We start from the raw sequence: 18,306 nt of genomic DNA, 5'->3' as shown, positions 1-18,306 counted from the left end.
CATACGTGCTCGTGCTTAAAATTTTCTATTTAAATGCCTTCCGTATTCATGAATACTAGACGCCAGCCATCAGGGTCTTCAATGGTTACCCCTTTCTCAGCCCAATATGGATTTTCAGGCTCAACTTCGGGATATCCCATGAGCGCAAGACGTTCGGCAATATGACGAATGGTATCTCTGTTTGGGATATAAAGTACGAGAAGATTGTCCTTACTTGGTGCTGGACAAGGGCTACCGTCACTATGCTCAGTAAATTCTAAGTGATAACCTGCATCTGGAAGACCAATCATTAAACCATTATAGCCACGATGTTCTGTAAACGAACCAATTTTCTTTAATCCGACACCTTCACAGTAAAATCGTTCTACTTCCTTTAGCTGATCGGTTGGTCTTGCCACACGCACCTGTGCGACTGCTAATTCATTTGTCCATTGCTGTTCCATTGTTATGAAATCCCCTTTTAGACTATTGTAAAATGAGACCATAACGCTGGAAACAGTCCTAAGTCTGAAGTTATTGGATAAGAGCAACGCTAAAAGAAGCATCTGTTTTCTCTTTTACTTCCTCTAAAGAAACACCATCTGCTAATTCTATCAGTTGCATGCCCTCTTTCGTAAAATCAAATACAGCCAAATCTGTAATTAATCGATGTACGACACCTTTACCCGTTAGTGGCAGTTCACATTGTTTTTTTATTTTAGATTCACCATTTTTATTCACATGCTCCATGACGACAATCACTCTCTTTGCACCAACGACAAGGTCCATTGCGCCACCCATGCCCTTCACCATTTTCCCCGGAATCATCCAGTTAGCAAGGTCTCCTGTTTCAGATACCTCCATACCTCCTAAGATGGCAAGGTCAATATGTCCACCTCGAATCATTGCAAATGATTCTGCACTGTCAAAGAAGGATGCCCCTGGAACTGCCGTAACTGTTTCTTTACCTGCATTGATTAAATCAGGATCTACTGCATCTTCTACTGGATAAGGACCAATACCGAGAAGTCCGTTTTCGGATTGTAAGAGTACGTCATAATCGGTTGGGATCGCATTCGCCACAAGTGTTGGAATACCTATGCCTAAATTGACATTCATACCGTTGGCTATTTCTTTTACTGCTCGGTTAACAATTTTTTGTCTTGTATCCATCATGCTTCCCCCTTCTTCACCGTTAAACGCTCAATACGCTTCTCGTAATTTTCACCTAATAATACACGTTGTACAAAAACCCCTGGTGTATGAATATGATCAGGATCTAGCTCGCCTACTTCTACAATTTCCTCCACTTCAGCTATTGTAATTTTCCCAGACATAGCAGCTAATGGATTAAAATTGCGTGATGTTTTTCTGTAAACTAAATTTCCTAGCTTATCGGCTTTCCATGCTTTGACCAGCGCAAAGTCAGCAACGATACCTTCTTCCAATATATATTCTTTGCCATCAAAAACCTTCACTTCTTTTCCTTCAGCAATTGGTGTGCCAACCCCTGTAGCTGTGTAAAAACCAGGAATTCCCGCTCCACCTGCACGCAAACGTTCTGCAAGAGTTCCTTGCGGTGTCAACTCTACTTCTAGCTCACCACTTAAAAATTGTTGTTCAAAAATCTTATTTTCTCCTACATAAGAAGCAACCATTTTTTTTATTTGCTTGTTTGCTAATAGTAGACCCAATCCCCAGTCATCTACACCACAGTTGTTACTGACAACGGTTAAATCCTTTGTTCCCTGTTGCACTAATGCTGCGATTGATTTTTCGGGTATACCACATAGCCCGAAGCCACCTACAGCTAATGTATCTCCATCCTTAATATCCGCAATCGCCTCTTCAAACGAACTCCATACCTTGCCATTCCCCATCTCGAAACCTCCCTGAATTGCTCGTTTATTAAGGAAAATTCTACATCATTGCTATTTTACAAGTAAAGGAATTAATTAGAATACTACTTATTCTTATATGGAATAAATCTTTTTTCCCCATTCCTACCTATCATTTCAAGTAACTGTTTTAATGCATAAGATTGATAGGTATTTTTCTTCGTAATAATCCCTAAACGCCACGGCATTTCAAAATCATCTAATGGAATTATTTTCACATTGGTATTTGTTTGCTTAGCTGCAATGGAATGGGGTAACAATGTAACCCCTAGATTGGAGGATACTAACTCTACAATCAAGTCCCACTGTGAACTTTTATAGCCGATTGTAGGTGTAAAGCCAACACTTTCACAGGATTTAATTATATAGTCGTGAAGCGTGAACTCCTCTGCAAAGATAATGAACGTTTCATTTTTTAAATCTTGTAAAGCTATGGATTTCTGGTGTGCATAGGGGTGAGATTCATTCATAAAGACATAAAACTGGTCTTCTATAAAGGATTGAACAGCAAACTTCCTTTCATCTACTGGTAATACAACGATGCCCATATCAACATCACCATTTTCAACTAGCATTTCTACCATTTTTGCACCACGTTCGATAAGCGCTAAATGCACTTCAGGATATAGCTGATGAAATTCCCTAGCGATTTCTGGGAAAAATAATGTTCCAATTAAAGGTGGAATTCCTAATTTGATAGCACCTGTCTTAATATTTAATAAATCGTCTAGCAAAATATGTAGTTCTTGGACAGCATGCATTATTTTTTGTCCTTGATGATAAACAATACTACCTGCGTCAGTAAGTTCTACATTACGCGTTGATCTGTTCAACAATTCAACTTGTAATGATGCTTCTAATTTTTTGATACTTTTGCTTAATGAAGGCTGAGATACAAATGAATCATGTGCAGCCTTTGTAAAACTCCTATGCTCAACAACAGCCATAAAGGCTTTTAAATCTCTTAATTCCATCACTATCTTCTCCATTTATTCGTATTTGTTATAAAAGCATCTACAAGTACTACCCTTTAGCAATAAATTCTCCATCCTTTCTTTTTAATCCTTTGCAATGTGTTGAACTATAAAATTTAGATATTTTCACCCCTGCCATTATACGTATCTTTTCGACTTTTGGAGAGTTTTTTGAGAGTTATATGACCTACAATCAATTATAAATATTGTCATAATTTATCAAAGATTGGAGATGTAACAGATGTTGAAGCAATTGCTTGAAAATCGAATAGTTAATAGGCATTATTTAGGTCTTACATTTCAGCAACATGTTTATGAATTAAAGAACTGTGAGGAAGTTTTAGGAGTGAAAGCTAAATCGCTACATATTGAGAATCGTCATATTGCTGTTGGCTATATTGCTGATGACAGTATTTTCTTTAAAAGTGCTCATTTCGGAAATACCATGGTCACTTTAACAGATGGAATTCATCAAGCAATTGTTCAGCTATTTGTACAACATTCTGGTGAAATTTGCATTGAAGTGAAACCTTATATTAAACATGCCAACATCGTGCCTGTTTATTTCCGGACAATTCTAGCTGATACTGCCATTGCCATTGACCTAAAAGGCGCATTAAAAAAATTCCTAGTAACTCATCATTATATGATTGAAGCAGATACGATCATGGAAGTTCATTATCAATCCATGCATCCCTATGTGCTCAAGAATTCTTATGCTGGGCATTTTGTTTTAGGGTGTACACTTGATGGTAGACAAGTAACAGGAGCCGAGGAGTATACATTAGCTAACCGTATAGCTAATTTAAAGTTTTCTCACATTATTATTCAGCAACAAGGCATACCAAAATTAATTGCTTTAAATATATTATTAACGTTTGTTATTACGAATAAGATTTTTGTTACTAACGAACTTTCTTTGTAACTAATTGGATAGAGGATTTTACGATGTTATTTTCATTTATTTCATTGATTGTCAGCATACTAGTAGTTTTATTTGTTATAAAATCTTTTTCTCTCTATAAAAAGCGTGCAGAAAAGAAAAATTTTTTACAAAAAAGACTTAAAAACCTTGACAAATATAAGCCAACTTAAATAAAAATTTTTCAAAGAGAAATGACCTTATCTTATTAAGTGCCAACAAAAAATACACCACCTTTATAGTAAAAAATAACTCTAATAAGGTGGTGTATTTTTTAGTGAGCTTTTTCTAATGCTAATTTAATGCCAAATGCAATTAATATTGCACCTGTTAATCCTTCAATTACTGCCTTAGTTGATGGCTTTTTCATAAATGCACTAATTCGATCTAAAAGGTACACGTAGAAGATAAACCATAGCATTGTTAATGCTGTGTAAATTAGACCCATTATTAAAAAAGGAAAAAATGTTCCACTATTTCCATCTACAAATTGAGGGAGAAATGTTAGGAAAAATACGGCGACCTTTGGATTTGTCACATTTGTGAGAAACCCTTGTTTAAAGCAAGATTGGTGGGAATATTTGTGTTCTATACTTCCTACATCGTCTACAACTGGAGATTGTGTTCGAATTGTTCGAAGTGTCCACAAGGTTTTGATTCCTAAATAACATAAATAAACCGCACCAACATATTTTAAAACAGCAAATATATAGGCGGATTTTACAATAATCGCCGAAAGTCCAATAACAGCCGCACAAGTATGAATTAATAAACCGCAACAAGAACCTATGATTGTTTGTAAACCGCCCTTTCTACTTACAGTCAGTGTGTTTTTTGTTGCAATCGCTGTATCAGGGCCAGGTAAAATAATAAGTAAAATGCACATAACTAAGAATACAGATATATTGACCATATTACGCCCACCCTTTCTGTCAGAAAATTATAAAAGTAATTGTAACATACGCCAAGTCCAACAGAAAGATACAAAATTTTTCCGTTGACATATAACCGTAGGGTGTTATATATTCATAACACCCTATGGTTATATTTTATACAGATTCCTCTGCTAGTGGACTTAATAACGTTGAAAAAGGAGTAATAGAACATGACTGAAAAATTACAGGATATTGTCAAAACAATTACATTAAATGCCCCTATCGAAAAAGTTTGGGAGACTGTCGCAACAGCTGACAAAATAGCTGCTTGGTTTATGCCAAATGATTTTCAACCTATCGAAGGATACGAATTCACTATTCAATCACCGTTCGGCCCATCACCCTGTAAAGTAGAACGTGTAGATGCACCACACTTTCTACGATTTGCTTGGGATCAAGATGGCTGGTTCGTAACTTTTGAGTTAAAAGAAGTAGGCGAGCATACTGAATTTACTTTAACACATGGTGGCTGGAAGGAAGCTTCACATATTATTCCTAAAGCAAACACTGCTACTGAAGCCGTACGTACTAATATGGATAACGGATGGACAATGATTATTAATCATAAATTAAAAGAGGCTGCTGAATTCTAATGACTGAAGCAGCCATAAAGTATGATATTTTTCAAGCAATAGCTGATCCCACAAGAAGAAGCGTTTTACAGCTCCTTGCAGCAAGCGACAGACCTATTTCCAATATTACTGAGCATTTTACGATTAGTCGAACGGCTGTTGTAAAGCATTTAAAAATATTGGAACAGGCGGAGCTAATCTCTGCTCAAAAAAAAGGTCGTGAAAAAATCTATACGTTGCATAGGGAGCGTTTAAAGGAGATTGAAGATTGGCTCCAATACTTTCATTTATTTTGGGATAATAAATTGGCTCAGCTTCAAAGCATGGTTGAAGATCATTAAAGCAGAAAAAGAGCTGTCCTTTTGTAAGACAGCTCCTCATTTAAAAGAGATAAAATAATCCCCCATTAATGACTTCTATTTTAATTTTTGCTTCATATTGCTCCTCTAATGCTTTTCTTTCAATTTCATAACACTCTGGTTTATCTTCTATATCCTCATAAAAATAATCCAATACACGTTGATCACGTTGCCATCGTTTTTGTGCTTCCGTTGCCCAGGAATGGTCATCCTGCTCAATAATTGACTCAATTGTAGCTTTCAATCTTTCCAGTGCTCTGGCAGGCTTAATAATATATTGCACATGAAATACATTTTCTTCAGGTTCTATGTTAAAGTCCGAAGAACAAATCCTTTCATGAAAACCCTCCTTGATGACGCCCGTCAATAAATTAATGCCAAATGAGTAAAGCATTTCTTTTGTACGATCACAGCAATACGAAACTTTAAAGTTAACACCTAACCAGGGTGTTAAAATAACCTGCCCCATATCACGATCCACTTTTTCAAACAACTGAACATAAGATCCTAGTTCCCTTGTAGCTAAAAATATCTGATTTAAACGTGGAGAGCCGTAATGAATAGCTTCCCCAAATAAATTACCAGCCATTGCTGTTTGATTTGTAATAAAGGTTACTTGCGCTGGATTTGGTTCGCTATTCGTTGCTTCAACATATTGCCAATAAAATGGCCTATTCATAATTCTTTTATCTATGTCTATCGTTAATTGAACGGTTAGATAATGATTCTCTTCTCCTAAAATTGCACAGTCATTCTCCATAAAAAATTCCTTTAAATAGTGGTGAACTTGCTGTGGATACATAGCTGCACCTCCCTACCTTATACAGATTCTTTAAAGTTTGTTAAAATGGCATCTAAATCGCCAACCACCTTCTCGAACACATCAATTTTTGTATGAAGCAATTCCAAGATTTTCTCTTCAATTGTATGTTCAATGGCAAGATTATAAATATGGACATCATGCTCCTGTCCCAAACGATGGACACGACCAATACGTTGCTCTAGCTTCATTGGATTCCAAGGTAGATCATAGTTGATTACATGATGACAAAATTGAAGATTTATCCCCTCTCCACCTGCCTCGGTAGCGATGAGCACCTGTGCTCTTTCTTTAAATAGGTGCTTCATATAATCTCGTTTACTTTTATTAAACTTACCATTAAATAGCACACTTGATATGCCATTAGAATGTAAGTACCATTGCAAATAAATTTGCGTAGCACGATATTCTGTAAAAATAATAACCTTGTCATTTGCTTGTTTAACAATTTCCAAAGACTTTTCCGCCTTTGAATTCACTTCCAAGGTCATTAATTTAGTAATAATTGCTTCTATTTCTTGTGGTTGTACATGATCATCTAGCATATTCGTTAATGTTAATGCCGTAGCTTCCTTGCTACTACACATTTCTTTTTGCAACGTAATTAATGAAAATGACCCTGTGTTTTGAAGGTTGCCAAGCATTTCGTAAACTTCTCTTTCTTCGTCCGTAAATGTAATCGGTACAATTTGAACACGACGATTTGTCCAATCAATCCCCGTATCTTCCCTACGATTTCTTACCATTACCTGATTAACCAACTCTTTTAAATAATCATCATGTTCTAAATCATGCTTGCTAGCAGAGAAAGCCGATTGGAAGGCATCATAGTTACCAAGATGCCCAGGCTTTAATAAGGAGATTAAATAATACAATTCAAAGATATCATTTTGAATAGGTGTGGCAGTTAATAATAAGCAGAATTTTTTCTTTAAGCCTTGTACAAACTCGTAAATTTGTGTTTTATTATTTTTTAATTTATGTGCCTCATCAATAATTATCATGTCATAATCCTGCTCATAAATGCGCTCTCTATGTGGACTCTTTTTTGCCGTATCCATACTCATAATAAGGACATCATAGCGCTCTATCGGGCAATTTTTTTTATATGCGACGGCAGGAATATGAAATTTTATATTTAACTCTTCAATCCACTGATTAATTAAAGAAGCAGGTGCTAAAATTAATGCTCTTTTCACAAGACCTCGAATAAGGTATTCCTTTAAGATTAAGCCCGCTTCTATTGTTTTACCTAGCCCCACCTCATCAGCTAAAATAGCTTTCCCATTCATACGTTCAATAACTGTTTCAGCTGCTTCTAACTGGTGTTTCAAAGGTTGTAAATTAGGTAAGTACTTTGTAGCCTGCAATCCTGTAAAATCAGGAATTAGTTTCATTTTCACAATATCATAGTTCATCTTGTACAATGTCCAGCTATCCCATTTTTCAAGATGATTTAATCGATCGATAAAGCCCTCTTCCCACTCGGACGACCTTTCTATTTTCATGATCATCACCCCATGTCATTTTTTCTAGTTTAGGGTGTCCAAAAAAGGAAAAGCTATGTTATTTCTAGATGAAAAACACCTAATGAAAGTTATTTTTTCATTAGGTATTTGTTAATTCATATATTTACGGAATTGTTTTGGAGATTTTTCAGCAAATTCTTTAATGATAAATGAGAGTTTCTCAGGTACATTTTAGATTTTTTGAGTTGACGAACATTTTTTTCTCTAATAGATAGACTCTTTATTAAAATGTTTCCATGACAATCATATTCTCTGTATAATTTTCTTATATATACTCCATAATCAGCGTTATGTTTTCTTTTTATATTGATAGTCCATCAGAAGTATTTCTTCTAAAATATACATCAAGACAAAAAGAAAGGAACACCAACAATATATTAGTGCTCCTAAAATTGATTATTTTAAACTTTCCTGTAATAGCTTACGATTACGTTGTTTGAAAATGTCATTATGTGAAGAAACAATACCTCCCTCAGAAGCATCAGGTTGAATATACTTCTTCGCACTATTCACTGCATGAAGTGCATCATGAAAGGCTGCTGCAATTAAATGAATTTTACCATCATGGCTCAAAATATCACCCGCAGCATAAAGGCCTGGGATCGATGATTCACTGTTAATCGTACCAGCGATAAAATAATCATTTTTGCGCTCAATGGCTAATGGACTATTATCTAACAATTCTTTATCACGCACATACCCATGACTAATAACAACTTCATCAATAGGAATTTCTGTTACAGTCCCAGTTTCATGATTTGTTAAAGCAATAGCTTTAATCATTCCTGCTTGATCGTCTGCAATCAGCTTAGTAATTTCAGAATTGAAATGGCATTCGATCGAACTATTTGCAAGCTCTGTAATTTGAGCCTCATGTGCAGACAATGTATCTTTTCGATAAGTTAAATAGACCTTGGATGCTACCTCCGTTAATTCTAATGCCCAGTCTACCGCTGTGTTACCACCACCAGAAATAATAACTGCCTTATCTTTAAATTTTTCATAGGATTTAATTGTGTAATTTAAATTAGATACTTCAAAGCGTTCAGCCCCCTCAATTTCAATTTTTTGAGGATTTAGGATGCCACCACCAATAGCAACGATAACTGTTTTGGAATAATGAATATTCCCTGACTCTGCTGCGATGACAAATATACCATCTTCATTTTTAGCAATGGACAGCACTTTTTCATTTGTATAAATAGAAGGATTAAAGGTTAAGGCCTGCTCAACTAATTGTTTAATTAGTTGCCCCCCTGATATAGGCGTTACACCTCCCACATCCCAAATCATTTTCTCTGGATAAACATGAATTTTACCGCCTAGCTGTGGTTGTGATTCAATTAGCTTGGTTTTCATTTCACGTAAACCACAATAAAAGCTTGAATATAAACCCGCTGGCCCACCACCAATAATGGTTACATCATACAATTCTTGTTCTAACAATTCCTAACACACCTTTCATTTGGTCATTACTATCTCAACAATTGGACTAGCTCATACTGCATAACAGCTCAATCGTAAATGTCTAAATGTAAATATTGCTTTGGAAAATCCTCCTTAACTCCATTATACGATAATGATAATCATTATCAAATAAAATTATAACAAATCATGATATTAATAACAGATGTGGTCACCTTTTATTAATATTTTCATTTATGTAATTAGTAAAAAAATAAATTTATGTATTTGTCCATAAAAATTTTCATCATTATGCTTTTGCACTATTCATTCTAAAAGCAGATTATACGTTTTACTTACTTTTTGATACACTATTGGAAAAAAGATCGAGGGCACAATGAAAAGAAAAATTTTTATATTACATGAAATCTATGGAGTTAATCATTTTATTGAAGAACAAATACAAATATACAGCGATGAGGACACTGCCGTTTCCCTTATTTCACTTTATCCAGAAGGGCTTTCCTTTCCATATGACCTGGAAAAACAAGCCTATGACTTTTTCTTACAGACAGTTGGCTTTGATGCTCCTCTTGAATTGCTTTCACCAAAAATATTGGAGGCTTGTGAAAACTACAACGAGGTAATATTAATTGGATATAGTGTAGGTGCAACTTTAGCCTGGAGATTAACTACACTCCCCCTACACCGTGTCATTTGTGTATATGGCTCACGGATCCGCCAATACCTTGATAACATTCCATCTTGTCCAACTTTGGTTGTTTTACCTAGCCATGAAGATAGTTTTGATATTCAATCATTGAAGGATACTCTTGTAAACATACCGAATGTTCAAATTAAACAATTTCAAGGCTTACATGGCTTTATGGATGCCTCTAACTCAAACTACTGTCAGTTGAGCCACTCGCAAGCACTCAACGACATTCAATACTTTTTACAAGCTAGCAAGCTATAGGAGGAATAAACGTGGAACAAAATATTGATATTCAGGTTGATCCATATATTGAAGCAGGCAATGTTATTTATCCAAGCTTCCATCTTTCTCTACAACCTGGCACGATTATAGGCATCTATACAGATGTTTCCAAAATACATACATTAATGCAATGGTTTATGAAACGAGATGATACGTATACTTCTTTTCGTGAAAGCTCGTTATATGAGCGACTCACAGCGCGCGAGTATATCCAGTTCATTTTAAAGCTTTTTAACCGCCCAACTAATGAAACAGAGAACATATTGAATCTTTTTAAACTTACTGAACAAAAAAACAATAGAATTAGTAAGCTTTCTAATAGTGAAAAACAGCGATTAAAACTATTGAATATGTACCTACATCCGGCATCTATTCAAACTTTAGAAGAACCCTTTCAAAATATAGATGAATTTTCAAAGCAAACTATCCAACAGTTATTAAAAAATCTTACAAAAGAGCATAAAATTATCATTTTGTTATCAAATAATCTAGAAGACTTAATGGTTGCAAGTACAACTATACATCGATTAGATGGGGCAGACTTACATACTTTAGACGTAAAAGAGGGTAGCCTTGAGCAAGCTCAAAAGCCTCTTGAAGATGCACCAATTCGACTAGATAAAATCCCAACAAAGAAAAATGAAAAGATTATTTTATTTAATCCACCCGAAATTGATTATATTGAAAGTGTTGAAGGAGAAGTATCTATTTATGTAGCAGGTGAAGCTTATCCATGTACTCTATCGCTAAATGAGTTAGAGCAAAAATTGACACCATTCGGCTTTTTTAGAAGCCATCGTTCTTATATTGTGAACCTACAAAAGGTTCGAGAGATTATTACTTGGACACGCAATAGCTATAGCTTAGCACTCAACAGTACAGAAAAGACAGTTGTTCCACTGTCGAAAAATAAATTGGCCACTTTAAAGGAAATACTCGGAATTTAGTAGATTTCCCAGGAAATAATCGACTCCTGTCACCTTTAATAATATTCCATTAAAGGTCCTTTTTCTGCCATTCACATGATTTTTACTGTGAGCCTTACCCTTGTTGTTTATAGTGTAGACATCAACAACAAACAGGAGGTTACACATGAACACAGTGATTGATGTGCAACATTTGAAAAAAATTTTTAATAATGAAACAGCATTACAGGATGTTTCCTTTACCATTAAAAAAGGGGAAATATTCGGCTTTCTTGGCCCAAGTGGTTCTGGTAAAACTACTACAATTAAAATATTAACCGCACAAACAGATAAATCGGCTGGTAATGTTCTATTATTTGGGCAGCATGCATCTGAAATGAAGCAAAGTCAAAATCGTAAACGTTTTGGTATTTTAACAGATAATAGTGGCTTGTATACGAGACTATCAATTGAAGAAAATTTAATACTTTATAGTAATTTATATCAGCTATCTCAATCTGCTGTAAAAGAAGCTTTGGACTTTGTCAATTTATATGCAGAACGTAAGAAAAAGATCAGTCAGCTTTCCAAAGGAATGATTCAACGTGTTACACTTGCTCGTGCAATTATGCACAAGCCCGAATTATTATTTTTAGATGAGCCTACTTCTGCTTTGGACCCAGTAAATACACAACATATATATAATGGCTTACGAAAATTAAATGCTATGGGTACAACAATTTTTTTAACAACACACGATATGAGCGAAGCAGAAATACTTTGTGATCGTGTTGCTTTCCTGCATAAAGGGAAGATCCGAGCAATCGGCACTCCAAAAGATCTAAAAAAAGAATTTGGCTCTGACACTATTACAGTAGAGCTTAAAAATGGTGAACAGGAAATTATAGAGAATGGTTCTCAAGATGCAGAGAAGTTATATCAATGGATGCAATCCGATCAAGTAACACGTATCTATACAAACGAGCCAACACTAGGTGACATTTTTATGCAAATAACAGGGAGTGATTTAGTATGAATATCTCAATGACACGTATTCAAGCTATATTGATGAAGGATTATAAGGAATTCTCACGGAACTATGCCGTATCAACTATGGTATTACTACCACTTATAATGGCGTTTTTATATAATCAATTAGGTGCAAATACTATTAGCATGTATTTTCTACCAATTAACATGACATTTTCCATAGTGACTACTTACGTACAATGTAGTTTAATTGCAGAAGAAAAGGAAAAAAACACTCTTCGCAGTCTTATGCTCTCCCCTGCCTCACTTGGAGATATTTTAATTGGTAAAAGCCTGTTTGTTCTAATTGTTACAATTGTATCTGTAACAATGGCTATTTTTCTAGTTGGCTACGAACCTGCAAACCTTTTTATCTTAACAATTGCATTATTGCTTTCTGCTGTGTTTTATATTGCTCTAGGTACAATATGCGGTTTATTTGCTAAATCTATTATGGAAGCATCTATTATTGTGTTGCCTGTAATGGTTATCTTCTCATTTGGACCTCTGGCCTTAGCTCTATCTTCGGCATACCCAATCTTAAAATTAGCTGAATGGCTACCAAGCTCACAGTTATTACTTTTAGCAGAGGCGTTAGAAGGTAAGTATTCTATGGCAGATGTTCTTATTCCTATGATTACGATAATTGTATGGTCTCTTCTTTCTTGGATTTTTGCAGCAATTATCTATAAAAAAAGAATGGTCGATTAAAGACCATTCTTTTCTTCAGGTAATAATTCCTTCTCCCGTTTTTCAATTTCCTCTAACGTATCTGCATACCATACACCCACAAATCTAGAAGGTACAGACTCCTCAAAATAATCTCCATCATAGAAAGATAAAGGAAATAACATACCCTTTTCTATATATTTCTTAATTGTTTGATAGAAATGATCATTCTGTTGTGGGCTTTGTGATGAATAGGAGCTAAATTTATTGATGGGCTTTCCTAAAGCATCATGAAACATCAGCATTGAGGTTGAACCATTTTGGCGGAAATTTAAGTCTATTGCTTGAACATCACCAGCTTCCGTGACAATTAAATCAAAGCCTGCCACACCGACAAAGCCTTCCTCAACGCCACGTTCCATAATATGCTTTCCTACTTCAATTACTTTTTCGGGTACTTTATCTACAATGATATTCCCTTCGTAAATGCCGTTATCATCCGTAATTTGCTGGGAAGCTCCTAAGTATTGAATCCCTAGCTCCTCTGAGTAAACAAATTGACAGCTATAGTTGTCCTTTGTCTGTAAAAGCTCCTCAATAATTATACTTTCAGTTCCTGTCATGCGAAATTGTCGTAAACCTTCCGTCAATTCATCTTTATTATGACAAATGGTAACGCCATATCCTCCCGAGGTTGGCGAATCATCACCAGGCTTTAATACTACAGGGGGCTGCCAATTTTTAATGGCATCTGAAAGTCTATACGTCTCCACATTTAGACGACTTGGCACATATTTACTATCGATTAAATGATCAATATAAGCTTTTGTATTCAACTCATTAAATTTCTCCGCATCCATCCAATAACATTGACGATCCATATGCTCCAGGTCGTGTATATATTGACATACAATGGTCTTCCCTTCCTTACACCATGTTTGGATCTGTGCCAGATATTCCTCTTGAGTCTCATAACTATAAGGCTGTTCTACCCATGGTAATCCTGCTAATTGATGAAGCTCTTGCGCCTTTTCTGTTTGTGTTGCTCGATGTACTAGCACGGGGATATCAGCAATAGCAACTTCTCTTGAGGTTAAAGCATCTAGCTTATGAGAATCATCCATCATCCATGGATTATCGCTATACGGTGTTCTTGGTGTATACACAGCATTATCACCATAAATTTGTCTTAACGTGTATTTAGGTTTCAAGTAGATTACCCTCTTTCAATTTTTCGGTACTCTACTCTACCCTCCCCTTTATTTTTTGACACTTTTTATAAGAAAAAAGGGTTTTACGGGTTATATAAATCCCTTTTTATACCTATTAACATCCCAATTGCACTAATAGACTTTCTAAATGCTTTTTCACCTGTGGCCATTCTTCTATTGTAATGCTATACATAACGGTATGCCTAGTTGTCCCATCTTTGCGAATCATATGGTTACGCAATATTCCCTCTTTTGTAGCACCAATTCGCTCAATTGCCTTTTGAGAACGAATATTTTCATGATCCGTTTTTATTTGTACACGTTGTAAATGAAGATGCTCAAAAGAGTATCGTAATAGCAAATACTTACAATTAGTATTAATAGCTGTACGCCAGTATGCGGGTGTTAGCCATGTATAGCCAATTTCTAATCGCTGATGCTTGTCATCAATATCCATAAAACGTGTAGACCCGATAATGTCCCCTGATTGTTTATCCACAATCACAAATGGAAATTCTGTTTTTTCGTTTTTTGCCTTTAATGCGTTTTCCACAAATTTATTCACATCTTCCTTTTTTTCTATGGTTGTGGACATATGTGACCAAATTTCTGGATAACTTCCTGTCTCTAAAATTCCTGGTAAATCCCTCAATTCTAAAGGCTTTAGTTTAACCACTTCATTTTCTAATGTTATAAATTCCATTACACTTCACTCCTTTTTACTTATTTAACGGTAAAATTGATATGATATATATAACCAATTACTAAAAAATCAACCATACCAGAGGAGGAGGAAATTATCTGGAGCTCTCCATTATATTTACAGGCAATCTAGCGAAATACATTCAAATCTATGAAGAAATAAAGCATAAGATTATTACTAAAAAATTACTTGCTCATGAACAACTGCCTTCTAAACGAGCTCTCGCCCTAACATTGAATGTGAGTGTACACACCATAAAGGAAGCCTATGAGCAGTTACTTGCAGAAGGCTATATTTATAGTAGAGAGCGTTCTGGTTATTTTATTGCGCCCTTTGAATTTGATTGGCTACAGCAAGTACCCCGGCATGTATCTGTTCCAAGTAACAATATCCCTAACAATATACAATTTGATTTTACAAATGGACATGTGGATAACGAGGCTTTTCCCTATGCTGCTTGGCACAAGCTTATAAAAAAGCATTTTAATAGTAACAACTTATCAACAAGCCCTTGGGAGGGAGAGACAACTTTACGCACAGAGATTGCCCGCTATGTAGAGCGTTCTCGTGGGGTTAGCTGTGATGCTTCACAGGTATTTATATACAGTGGTACACAAAGCCAGCTTCAGGCTCTTTGTCATTTTCTTGGGTCTGCGATACGCGTTGGGTTAGAGGAGCCAGGATTTAAAAGAGTGCGTGCCGTTTTACAGCAATGTGGATTGTCCACAGAGGCGATTCCTGTGGACTATTCAGGGGTTACACTCCCTGCAACACCAATTCACATGTTATACACAACACCTGCTCATCAATTTCCATTAGGCATGATTATGACCATAGAAAGAAGAGTGGCATTGTTACAATGGGCTAACTCGAACGCGGGGCTTATTATTGAAGATGATTATGATTCCGAATTTCGTTATAAGGGGCTACCAATCCCGTCTTTAGCAAAAATGGATCAGCTTCAGCGTGTCATTTATTTCGGAACATTTTCAAAAACATTACTTCCATCCTTACGCATTAGTTATATGATCCTTCCAAAGTCTTTAGTAGTGCCGTTTATGACTTTTCATTCTGAGCAAAAATCGGTTGTCTCCAAAGTAGACCAACTTGTCTTAGCAGACTTTCTTGCACAAGGTCTATTCGATAAGCATTTGGCAAAAATGCGAACAATCTATCGTAAAAAACAACAAGCATTATTGACCGCCATCTCTTCACATTTTTCAAATGAATTTCAAGTAATCGGTGAAAAATCCGGACTTCATATAGTCATCAAGCTACCACAACATCTCACCGAGAGTAGAGCGATTCAGCTTGCTCAAGAGGTAGGGGTTCAAGTCTATCCATGCTCTACCTCCTATCAGAATGGAACAAATGAAACCATGATCATTATAGGGTATGGTGGACTGACACTTCAGCAAATAAATGAAGGAATTGCACTCCTTGCGTCCGTTTGGCAATAGCATGTGATTCATTAGTTTGTCGAAATCTCATTTAAATAAAGCGAAACTTTATATAGTTTTTTTCGTATTTAAAGTTAAATGGACACATAAGGGGATAAGACAATAATGGAGAATCGAGAGTTATTAGAGCAGCATTTACAAGAGATTCAAGTGTGGGAAAAAGATCAAAAAGATTTATGGTTTTGGGAGAAATTAGGGAGAATACCATTTAAATTATTAGATAAAATGACACCTGCCTTTCTCCAAAATAAAATTGCTTTATTGGTAGATGAACTAGGCAATTATATTCAGTCCGGTGGAAAGTATTTAATCAATGAACAAGCCATGATACAAAAAATTCGTGACCATTCTTCCACTCAGCATATTATAACTATATCTGATATTGGTCAGATTCCTTTAGAGGACATGATCTCCCTCAGTGACCAATTACAAAATGAACGTGTGAAATTTGCTACTGTACAAGGAGCCTCTACTGGCTTTGGAGGCATCTTTACTTTAGCTATTGATATTCCAATGATTTTAGGGACTGCACTAAAAACTTTGCAAGAAATAGCAATTATTCATGGCTATGATCCGAACGATAAAATGGAACGTATTTTTATTGTAAAATGTCTACAATTTACCTCTGCTGATATTGTTGGTAAAGAAGCAATCTTACAGGAGCTTTCTACTATAAATAGCTCAAAAAAAGCTTCAGATAACATGATTTCTCAGCTTCAAGGATGGCAGGAGGTATTTTACACATATCGTGATCAGCTAGGCTGGAAAAAGCTGTTTCAAATGATCCCTATTGCAGGGATGGTTTTTGGAGCCTATGCTAATAAAGGCATGATTCAGGATGTAGCCGAAACTGGTATTATGCTTTATCGTAAAAGACGTATTTATGAAAAACTTACTGAACTAGATTGTTGATCGACAAAAGATGACACTCCAAATATGGGTGTCATCTTTTTTGTGCTTTATATTTTAATAAGTATTTTTCCTTGGTGCTGACGACTTTCCATAAATTCATGAGCCTTTTTCATTTCCTCTAAGGCAAATATTTTAGCAATTGGCACCTGAAAACTGTCTTCGTTTACTAAAGAGAAAATATCCTGCGCCACCTGTTGTAACAGTTCTGGCTTCAAAGCTCTTGTCGTACCTAAGCTAAATCCTTTTATATTGCGGCAGCTATTATGTAAATCTGCTGTTTTTATATTTCCTGCTCTTCCTCCACTATTCCCGAATTGGACAAGAGTGCCATAAGGCGCTAAACAAGTTAAACTCTCCTCGGTGATAGCTCCTGCAATAGAATCGTACACAATATCAACACCCTGACCCTTTGTAAGTTCATTGACATTTGTACTAAATTGATCATATGTAAGTACATGATCCGCACCAAGCTGATAAACAATTGGGGCTTTTTCTAAATTACTCACCGTACCTATAATCTGTTTAGCTCCGAGCCTTTTGGCCATTTGGACAAGCATTGTCCCTACCCCACCAGAAGCAGCATGAATTAAGACGGCATCCTGCTGACCAATGGCCGCTATTTGATGTGTTAACATATATGATAAAAATAAAACTGTCGGTACAGCTGCTACCTTCTCGATTGGTACCCCACTAGGAATTTTAAAAACTAGTTGTTCCTTTGCTACTACAAATTCTGCATAAGCACCGTTTTTCGGGAATGCGATAACTTGGTCACCCTTTTGAAAACCACTGCTATCATTAAAAACTTCTTCTATTACCCCTGCAACATCTAAACCAAGAACCATCGGAAAATTTGCTTTAGCTTTATTACCTGTGCGATTTTTAATATCTGCAAAATTTACGCTTGTATGGGTTGTCCTTATTAAGACTTCACCCTCAGAAATAGTCGGTTTTGGACAATCAATAAAAGTTAAAACATCCGATGTACCAAATTCATTGATAATAATAGCCTTCATAAATTTCTCCCT

20 protein-coding genes are annotated in these 18,306 nt (G+C 35.7%); 9 read left to right on the top strand and 11 right to left on the bottom strand.

The features are described from left to right. Positions 1-29 precede the first annotated feature (29 nt). The 4 genes from LBYS11_RS01805 to LBYS11_RS01790 form a co-directional block, all read right to left on the bottom strand. Positions 30-443 carry a VOC family protein gene (locus LBYS11_RS01805; protein WP_054549048.1) on the bottom strand — a complete coding sequence of 138 codons (414 nt, stop codon included), beginning with the start codon at positions 441-443 and terminating at the stop codon, positions 30-32. 70 nt (positions 444-513) lie between these two features. Beyond that, positions 514-1,155: a 3-oxoacid CoA-transferase subunit B gene (locus tag LBYS11_RS01800; RefSeq protein WP_304413723.1), complete on the bottom strand. Its 642-nt coding sequence runs from the start codon at positions 1,153-1,155 to the stop codon at positions 514-516. Beyond that, entirely contained in the window at positions 1,152-1,859 is a 708-nt protein-coding gene (locus LBYS11_RS01795; RefSeq protein ID WP_004229828.1) for a CoA transferase subunit A, read from the bottom strand. Before LBYS11_RS01795 ends, LBYS11_RS01800 begins: the two co-directional genes overlap by 4 nt. 83 nt (positions 1,860-1,942) lie before the next feature. Then, on the bottom strand, positions 1,943-2,851 hold the full coding sequence (locus tag LBYS11_RS01790; RefSeq protein ID WP_048393210.1) for a LysR family transcriptional regulator: 909 nt from the start codon (positions 2,849-2,851) through the stop codon (positions 1,943-1,945). Between the two features lie 241 nt (positions 2,852-3,092). On the opposite strand from LBYS11_RS01790, the gene LBYS11_RS01785 reads away from it, so the two are divergent. Beyond that, positions 3,093-3,776 carry a hypothetical protein gene (locus LBYS11_RS01785; protein ID WP_048393208.1) on the top strand — a complete coding sequence of 228 codons (684 nt, stop codon included), beginning with the start codon at positions 3,093-3,095 and terminating at the stop codon, positions 3,774-3,776. 271 nt (positions 3,777-4,047) lie between these two features. Here LBYS11_RS01785 and LBYS11_RS01780 read toward each other — a convergent pair whose 3' ends face one another. After that, positions 4,048-4,686, bottom strand: a complete 639-nt coding sequence (locus LBYS11_RS01780; RefSeq protein ID WP_066038411.1) for a LysE family translocator — start codon at positions 4,684-4,686, stop codon at positions 4,048-4,050. A gap of 192 nt (positions 4,687-4,878) precedes the next feature. Between LBYS11_RS01780 and LBYS11_RS01775 the strand changes: the two genes are divergently transcribed. Both LBYS11_RS01775 and LBYS11_RS01770 read left to right on the top strand, forming a co-directional pair. After that, entirely contained in the window at positions 4,879-5,301 is a 423-nt protein-coding gene (locus LBYS11_RS01775) for an SRPBCC family protein (RefSeq protein ID WP_048393204.1), read from the top strand. After that, positions 5,301-5,621: an ArsR/SmtB family transcription factor gene (locus LBYS11_RS01770; RefSeq protein ID WP_054549042.1), complete on the top strand. Its 321-nt coding sequence runs from the start codon at positions 5,301-5,303 to the stop codon at positions 5,619-5,621. The genes LBYS11_RS01775 and LBYS11_RS01770 overlap by 1 nt, the downstream gene beginning before the upstream one ends. A 40-nt stretch (positions 5,622-5,661) precedes the next feature. Here the strand turns inward: LBYS11_RS01770 and LBYS11_RS01765 are convergent, their stop codons facing one another. From LBYS11_RS01765 to LBYS11_RS01755, 3 genes are all read right to left on the bottom strand, one after another. Next, complete coding sequence (locus LBYS11_RS01765; protein WP_103117350.1) at positions 5,662-6,441, bottom strand: YqhG family protein; 780 nt, start codon at positions 6,439-6,441, stop codon at positions 5,662-5,664. Positions 6,442-6,458: 17 nt separating this feature from the next. Continuing rightward, positions 6,459-7,973: a DEAD/DEAH box helicase gene (locus tag LBYS11_RS01760; protein ID WP_066038410.1), complete on the bottom strand. Its 1,515-nt coding sequence runs from the start codon at positions 7,971-7,973 to the stop codon at positions 6,459-6,461. Positions 7,974-8,384: 411 nt separating this feature from the next. Then, positions 8,385-9,434, bottom strand: coding sequence for an NAD(P)/FAD-dependent oxidoreductase (locus LBYS11_RS01755; protein ID WP_048393196.1), 1,050 nt, complete (start codon positions 9,432-9,434; stop codon positions 8,385-8,387). 355 nt (positions 9,435-9,789) lie between these two features. On the opposite strand from LBYS11_RS01755, the gene LBYS11_RS01750 reads away from it, so the two are divergent. From LBYS11_RS01750 to LBYS11_RS01735, 4 genes are all read left to right on the top strand, one after another. Next, complete coding sequence (locus LBYS11_RS01750) at positions 9,790-10,368, top strand: dienelactone hydrolase family protein (RefSeq protein WP_103117349.1); 579 nt, start codon at positions 9,790-9,792, stop codon at positions 10,366-10,368. 11 nt (positions 10,369-10,379) lie between these two features. Continuing rightward, positions 10,380-11,336 (top strand): LytTR family transcriptional regulator DNA-binding domain-containing protein, encoded by a 957-nt coding sequence (locus LBYS11_RS01745; protein WP_103117348.1) that lies wholly within the window; start codon positions 10,380-10,382, stop codon positions 11,334-11,336. 145 nt (positions 11,337-11,481) lie between these two features. Further along, the gene (locus LBYS11_RS01740) at positions 11,482-12,330 is read left to right on the top strand and encodes an ABC transporter ATP-binding protein (protein WP_103117347.1); all 849 of its coding nucleotides are present in this window, start codon (positions 11,482-11,484) and stop codon (positions 12,328-12,330) included. Then, positions 12,327-13,034 (top strand): ABC transporter permease, encoded by a 708-nt coding sequence (locus LBYS11_RS01735; RefSeq protein ID WP_103117346.1) that lies wholly within the window; start codon positions 12,327-12,329, stop codon positions 13,032-13,034. Before LBYS11_RS01740 ends, LBYS11_RS01735 begins: the two co-directional genes overlap by 4 nt. Here the strand turns inward: LBYS11_RS01735 and LBYS11_RS01730 are convergent. Together LBYS11_RS01730 and LBYS11_RS01725 are read right to left on the bottom strand one after the other, a co-directional pair. Further along, positions 13,031-14,203, bottom strand: a complete 1,173-nt coding sequence (locus LBYS11_RS01730) for an L-aspartate--L-methionine ligase LdmS (RefSeq protein WP_103117345.1) — start codon at positions 14,201-14,203, stop codon at positions 13,031-13,033. The two genes, LBYS11_RS01735 and LBYS11_RS01730, sit on opposite strands and share 4 nt — an antisense overlap. 115 nt (positions 14,204-14,318) lie before the next feature. Further along, positions 14,319-14,906, bottom strand: coding sequence for a GNAT family N-acetyltransferase (locus tag LBYS11_RS01725; protein ID WP_103117344.1), 588 nt, complete (start codon positions 14,904-14,906; stop codon positions 14,319-14,321). Positions 14,907-15,004: 98 nt separating this feature from the next. Between LBYS11_RS01725 and LBYS11_RS01720 the strand changes: the two genes are divergently transcribed. Next, positions 15,005-16,366 carry a MocR-like pyridoxine biosynthesis transcription factor PdxR gene (locus tag LBYS11_RS01720; RefSeq protein WP_103117343.1) on the top strand — a complete coding sequence of 454 codons (1,362 nt, stop codon included), beginning with the start codon at positions 15,005-15,007 and terminating at the stop codon, positions 16,364-16,366. A gap of 105 nt (positions 16,367-16,471) precedes the next feature. Then, the gene (locus LBYS11_RS01715) at positions 16,472-17,278 is read left to right on the top strand and encodes an EcsC family protein (RefSeq protein WP_103117342.1); all 807 of its coding nucleotides are present in this window, start codon (positions 16,472-16,474) and stop codon (positions 17,276-17,278) included. A 47-nt stretch (positions 17,279-17,325) separates the two neighbouring features. Here LBYS11_RS01715 and LBYS11_RS01710 read toward each other — a convergent pair whose 3' ends face one another. Continuing rightward, positions 17,326-18,294, bottom strand: coding sequence for a quinone oxidoreductase family protein (locus LBYS11_RS01710; RefSeq protein WP_103117341.1), 969 nt, complete (start codon positions 18,292-18,294; stop codon positions 17,326-17,328). Positions 18,295-18,306: the final 12 nt, after the last annotated feature.

Source organism: Lysinibacillus sp. YS11 (assembly GCF_002896375.1).
GTDB lineage: Bacteria > Bacillota > Bacilli > Bacillales_A > Planococcaceae > Lysinibacillus > Lysinibacillus capsici.
The sequence above is the reverse complement of the archived record's forward strand: the minus strand, read 5'-3'. Positions and strand labels throughout refer to the sequence as shown.

Bases quoted from the DNA above. Each gene is read 5' to 3' on its own strand.
- LBYS11_RS01805 (WP_054549048.1), bottom strand. From the start codon at position 443: ATGGAACAGCAATGGACAAATGAATTAGCAGTCGCACAGGTGCGTGTG.
- LBYS11_RS01800 (WP_304413723.1), bottom strand. From the start codon at position 1,155: ATGATGGATACAAGACAAAAAATTGTTAACCGAGCAGTAAAAGAAATA.
- LBYS11_RS01795 (WP_004229828.1), bottom strand. From the start codon at position 1,859: ATGGGGAATGGCAAGGTATGGAGTTCGTTTGAAGAGGCGATTGCGGAT.
- LBYS11_RS01790 (WP_048393210.1), bottom strand. From the start codon at position 2,851: ATGGAATTAAGAGATTTAAAAGCCTTTATGGCTGTTGTTGAGCATAGG.
- LBYS11_RS01785 (WP_048393208.1), top strand. From the start codon at position 3,093: ATGTTGAAGCAATTGCTTGAAAATCGAATAGTTAATAGGCATTATTTA.
- LBYS11_RS01780 (WP_066038411.1), bottom strand. From the start codon at position 4,686: ATGGTCAATATATCTGTATTCTTAGTTATGTGCATTTTACTTATTATT.
- LBYS11_RS01775 (WP_048393204.1), top strand. From the start codon at position 4,879: ATGACTGAAAAATTACAGGATATTGTCAAAACAATTACATTAAATGCC.
- LBYS11_RS01770 (WP_054549042.1), top strand. From the start codon at position 5,301: ATGACTGAAGCAGCCATAAAGTATGATATTTTTCAAGCAATAGCTGAT.
- LBYS11_RS01765 (WP_103117350.1), bottom strand. From the start codon at position 6,441: ATGTATCCACAGCAAGTTCACCACTATTTAAAGGAATTTTTTATGGAG.
- LBYS11_RS01760 (WP_066038410.1), bottom strand. From the start codon at position 7,973: ATGATCATGAAAATAGAAAGGTCGTCCGAGTGGGAAGAGGGCTTTATC.
- LBYS11_RS01750 (WP_103117349.1), top strand. From the start codon at position 9,790: ATGAAAAGAAAAATTTTTATATTACATGAAATCTATGGAGTTAATCAT.
- LBYS11_RS01740 (WP_103117347.1), top strand. From the start codon at position 11,482: ATGAACACAGTGATTGATGTGCAACATTTGAAAAAAATTTTTAATAAT.
- LBYS11_RS01735 (WP_103117346.1), top strand. From the start codon at position 12,327: ATGAATATCTCAATGACACGTATTCAAGCTATATTGATGAAGGATTAT.
- LBYS11_RS01725 (WP_103117344.1), bottom strand. From the start codon at position 14,906: ATGGAATTTATAACATTAGAAAATGAAGTGGTTAAACTAAAGCCTTTA.
- LBYS11_RS01715 (WP_103117342.1), top strand. From the start codon at position 16,472: ATGGAGAATCGAGAGTTATTAGAGCAGCATTTACAAGAGATTCAAGTG.
- LBYS11_RS01710 (WP_103117341.1), bottom strand. From the start codon at position 18,294: ATGAAGGCTATTATTATCAATGAATTTGGTACATCGGATGTTTTAACT.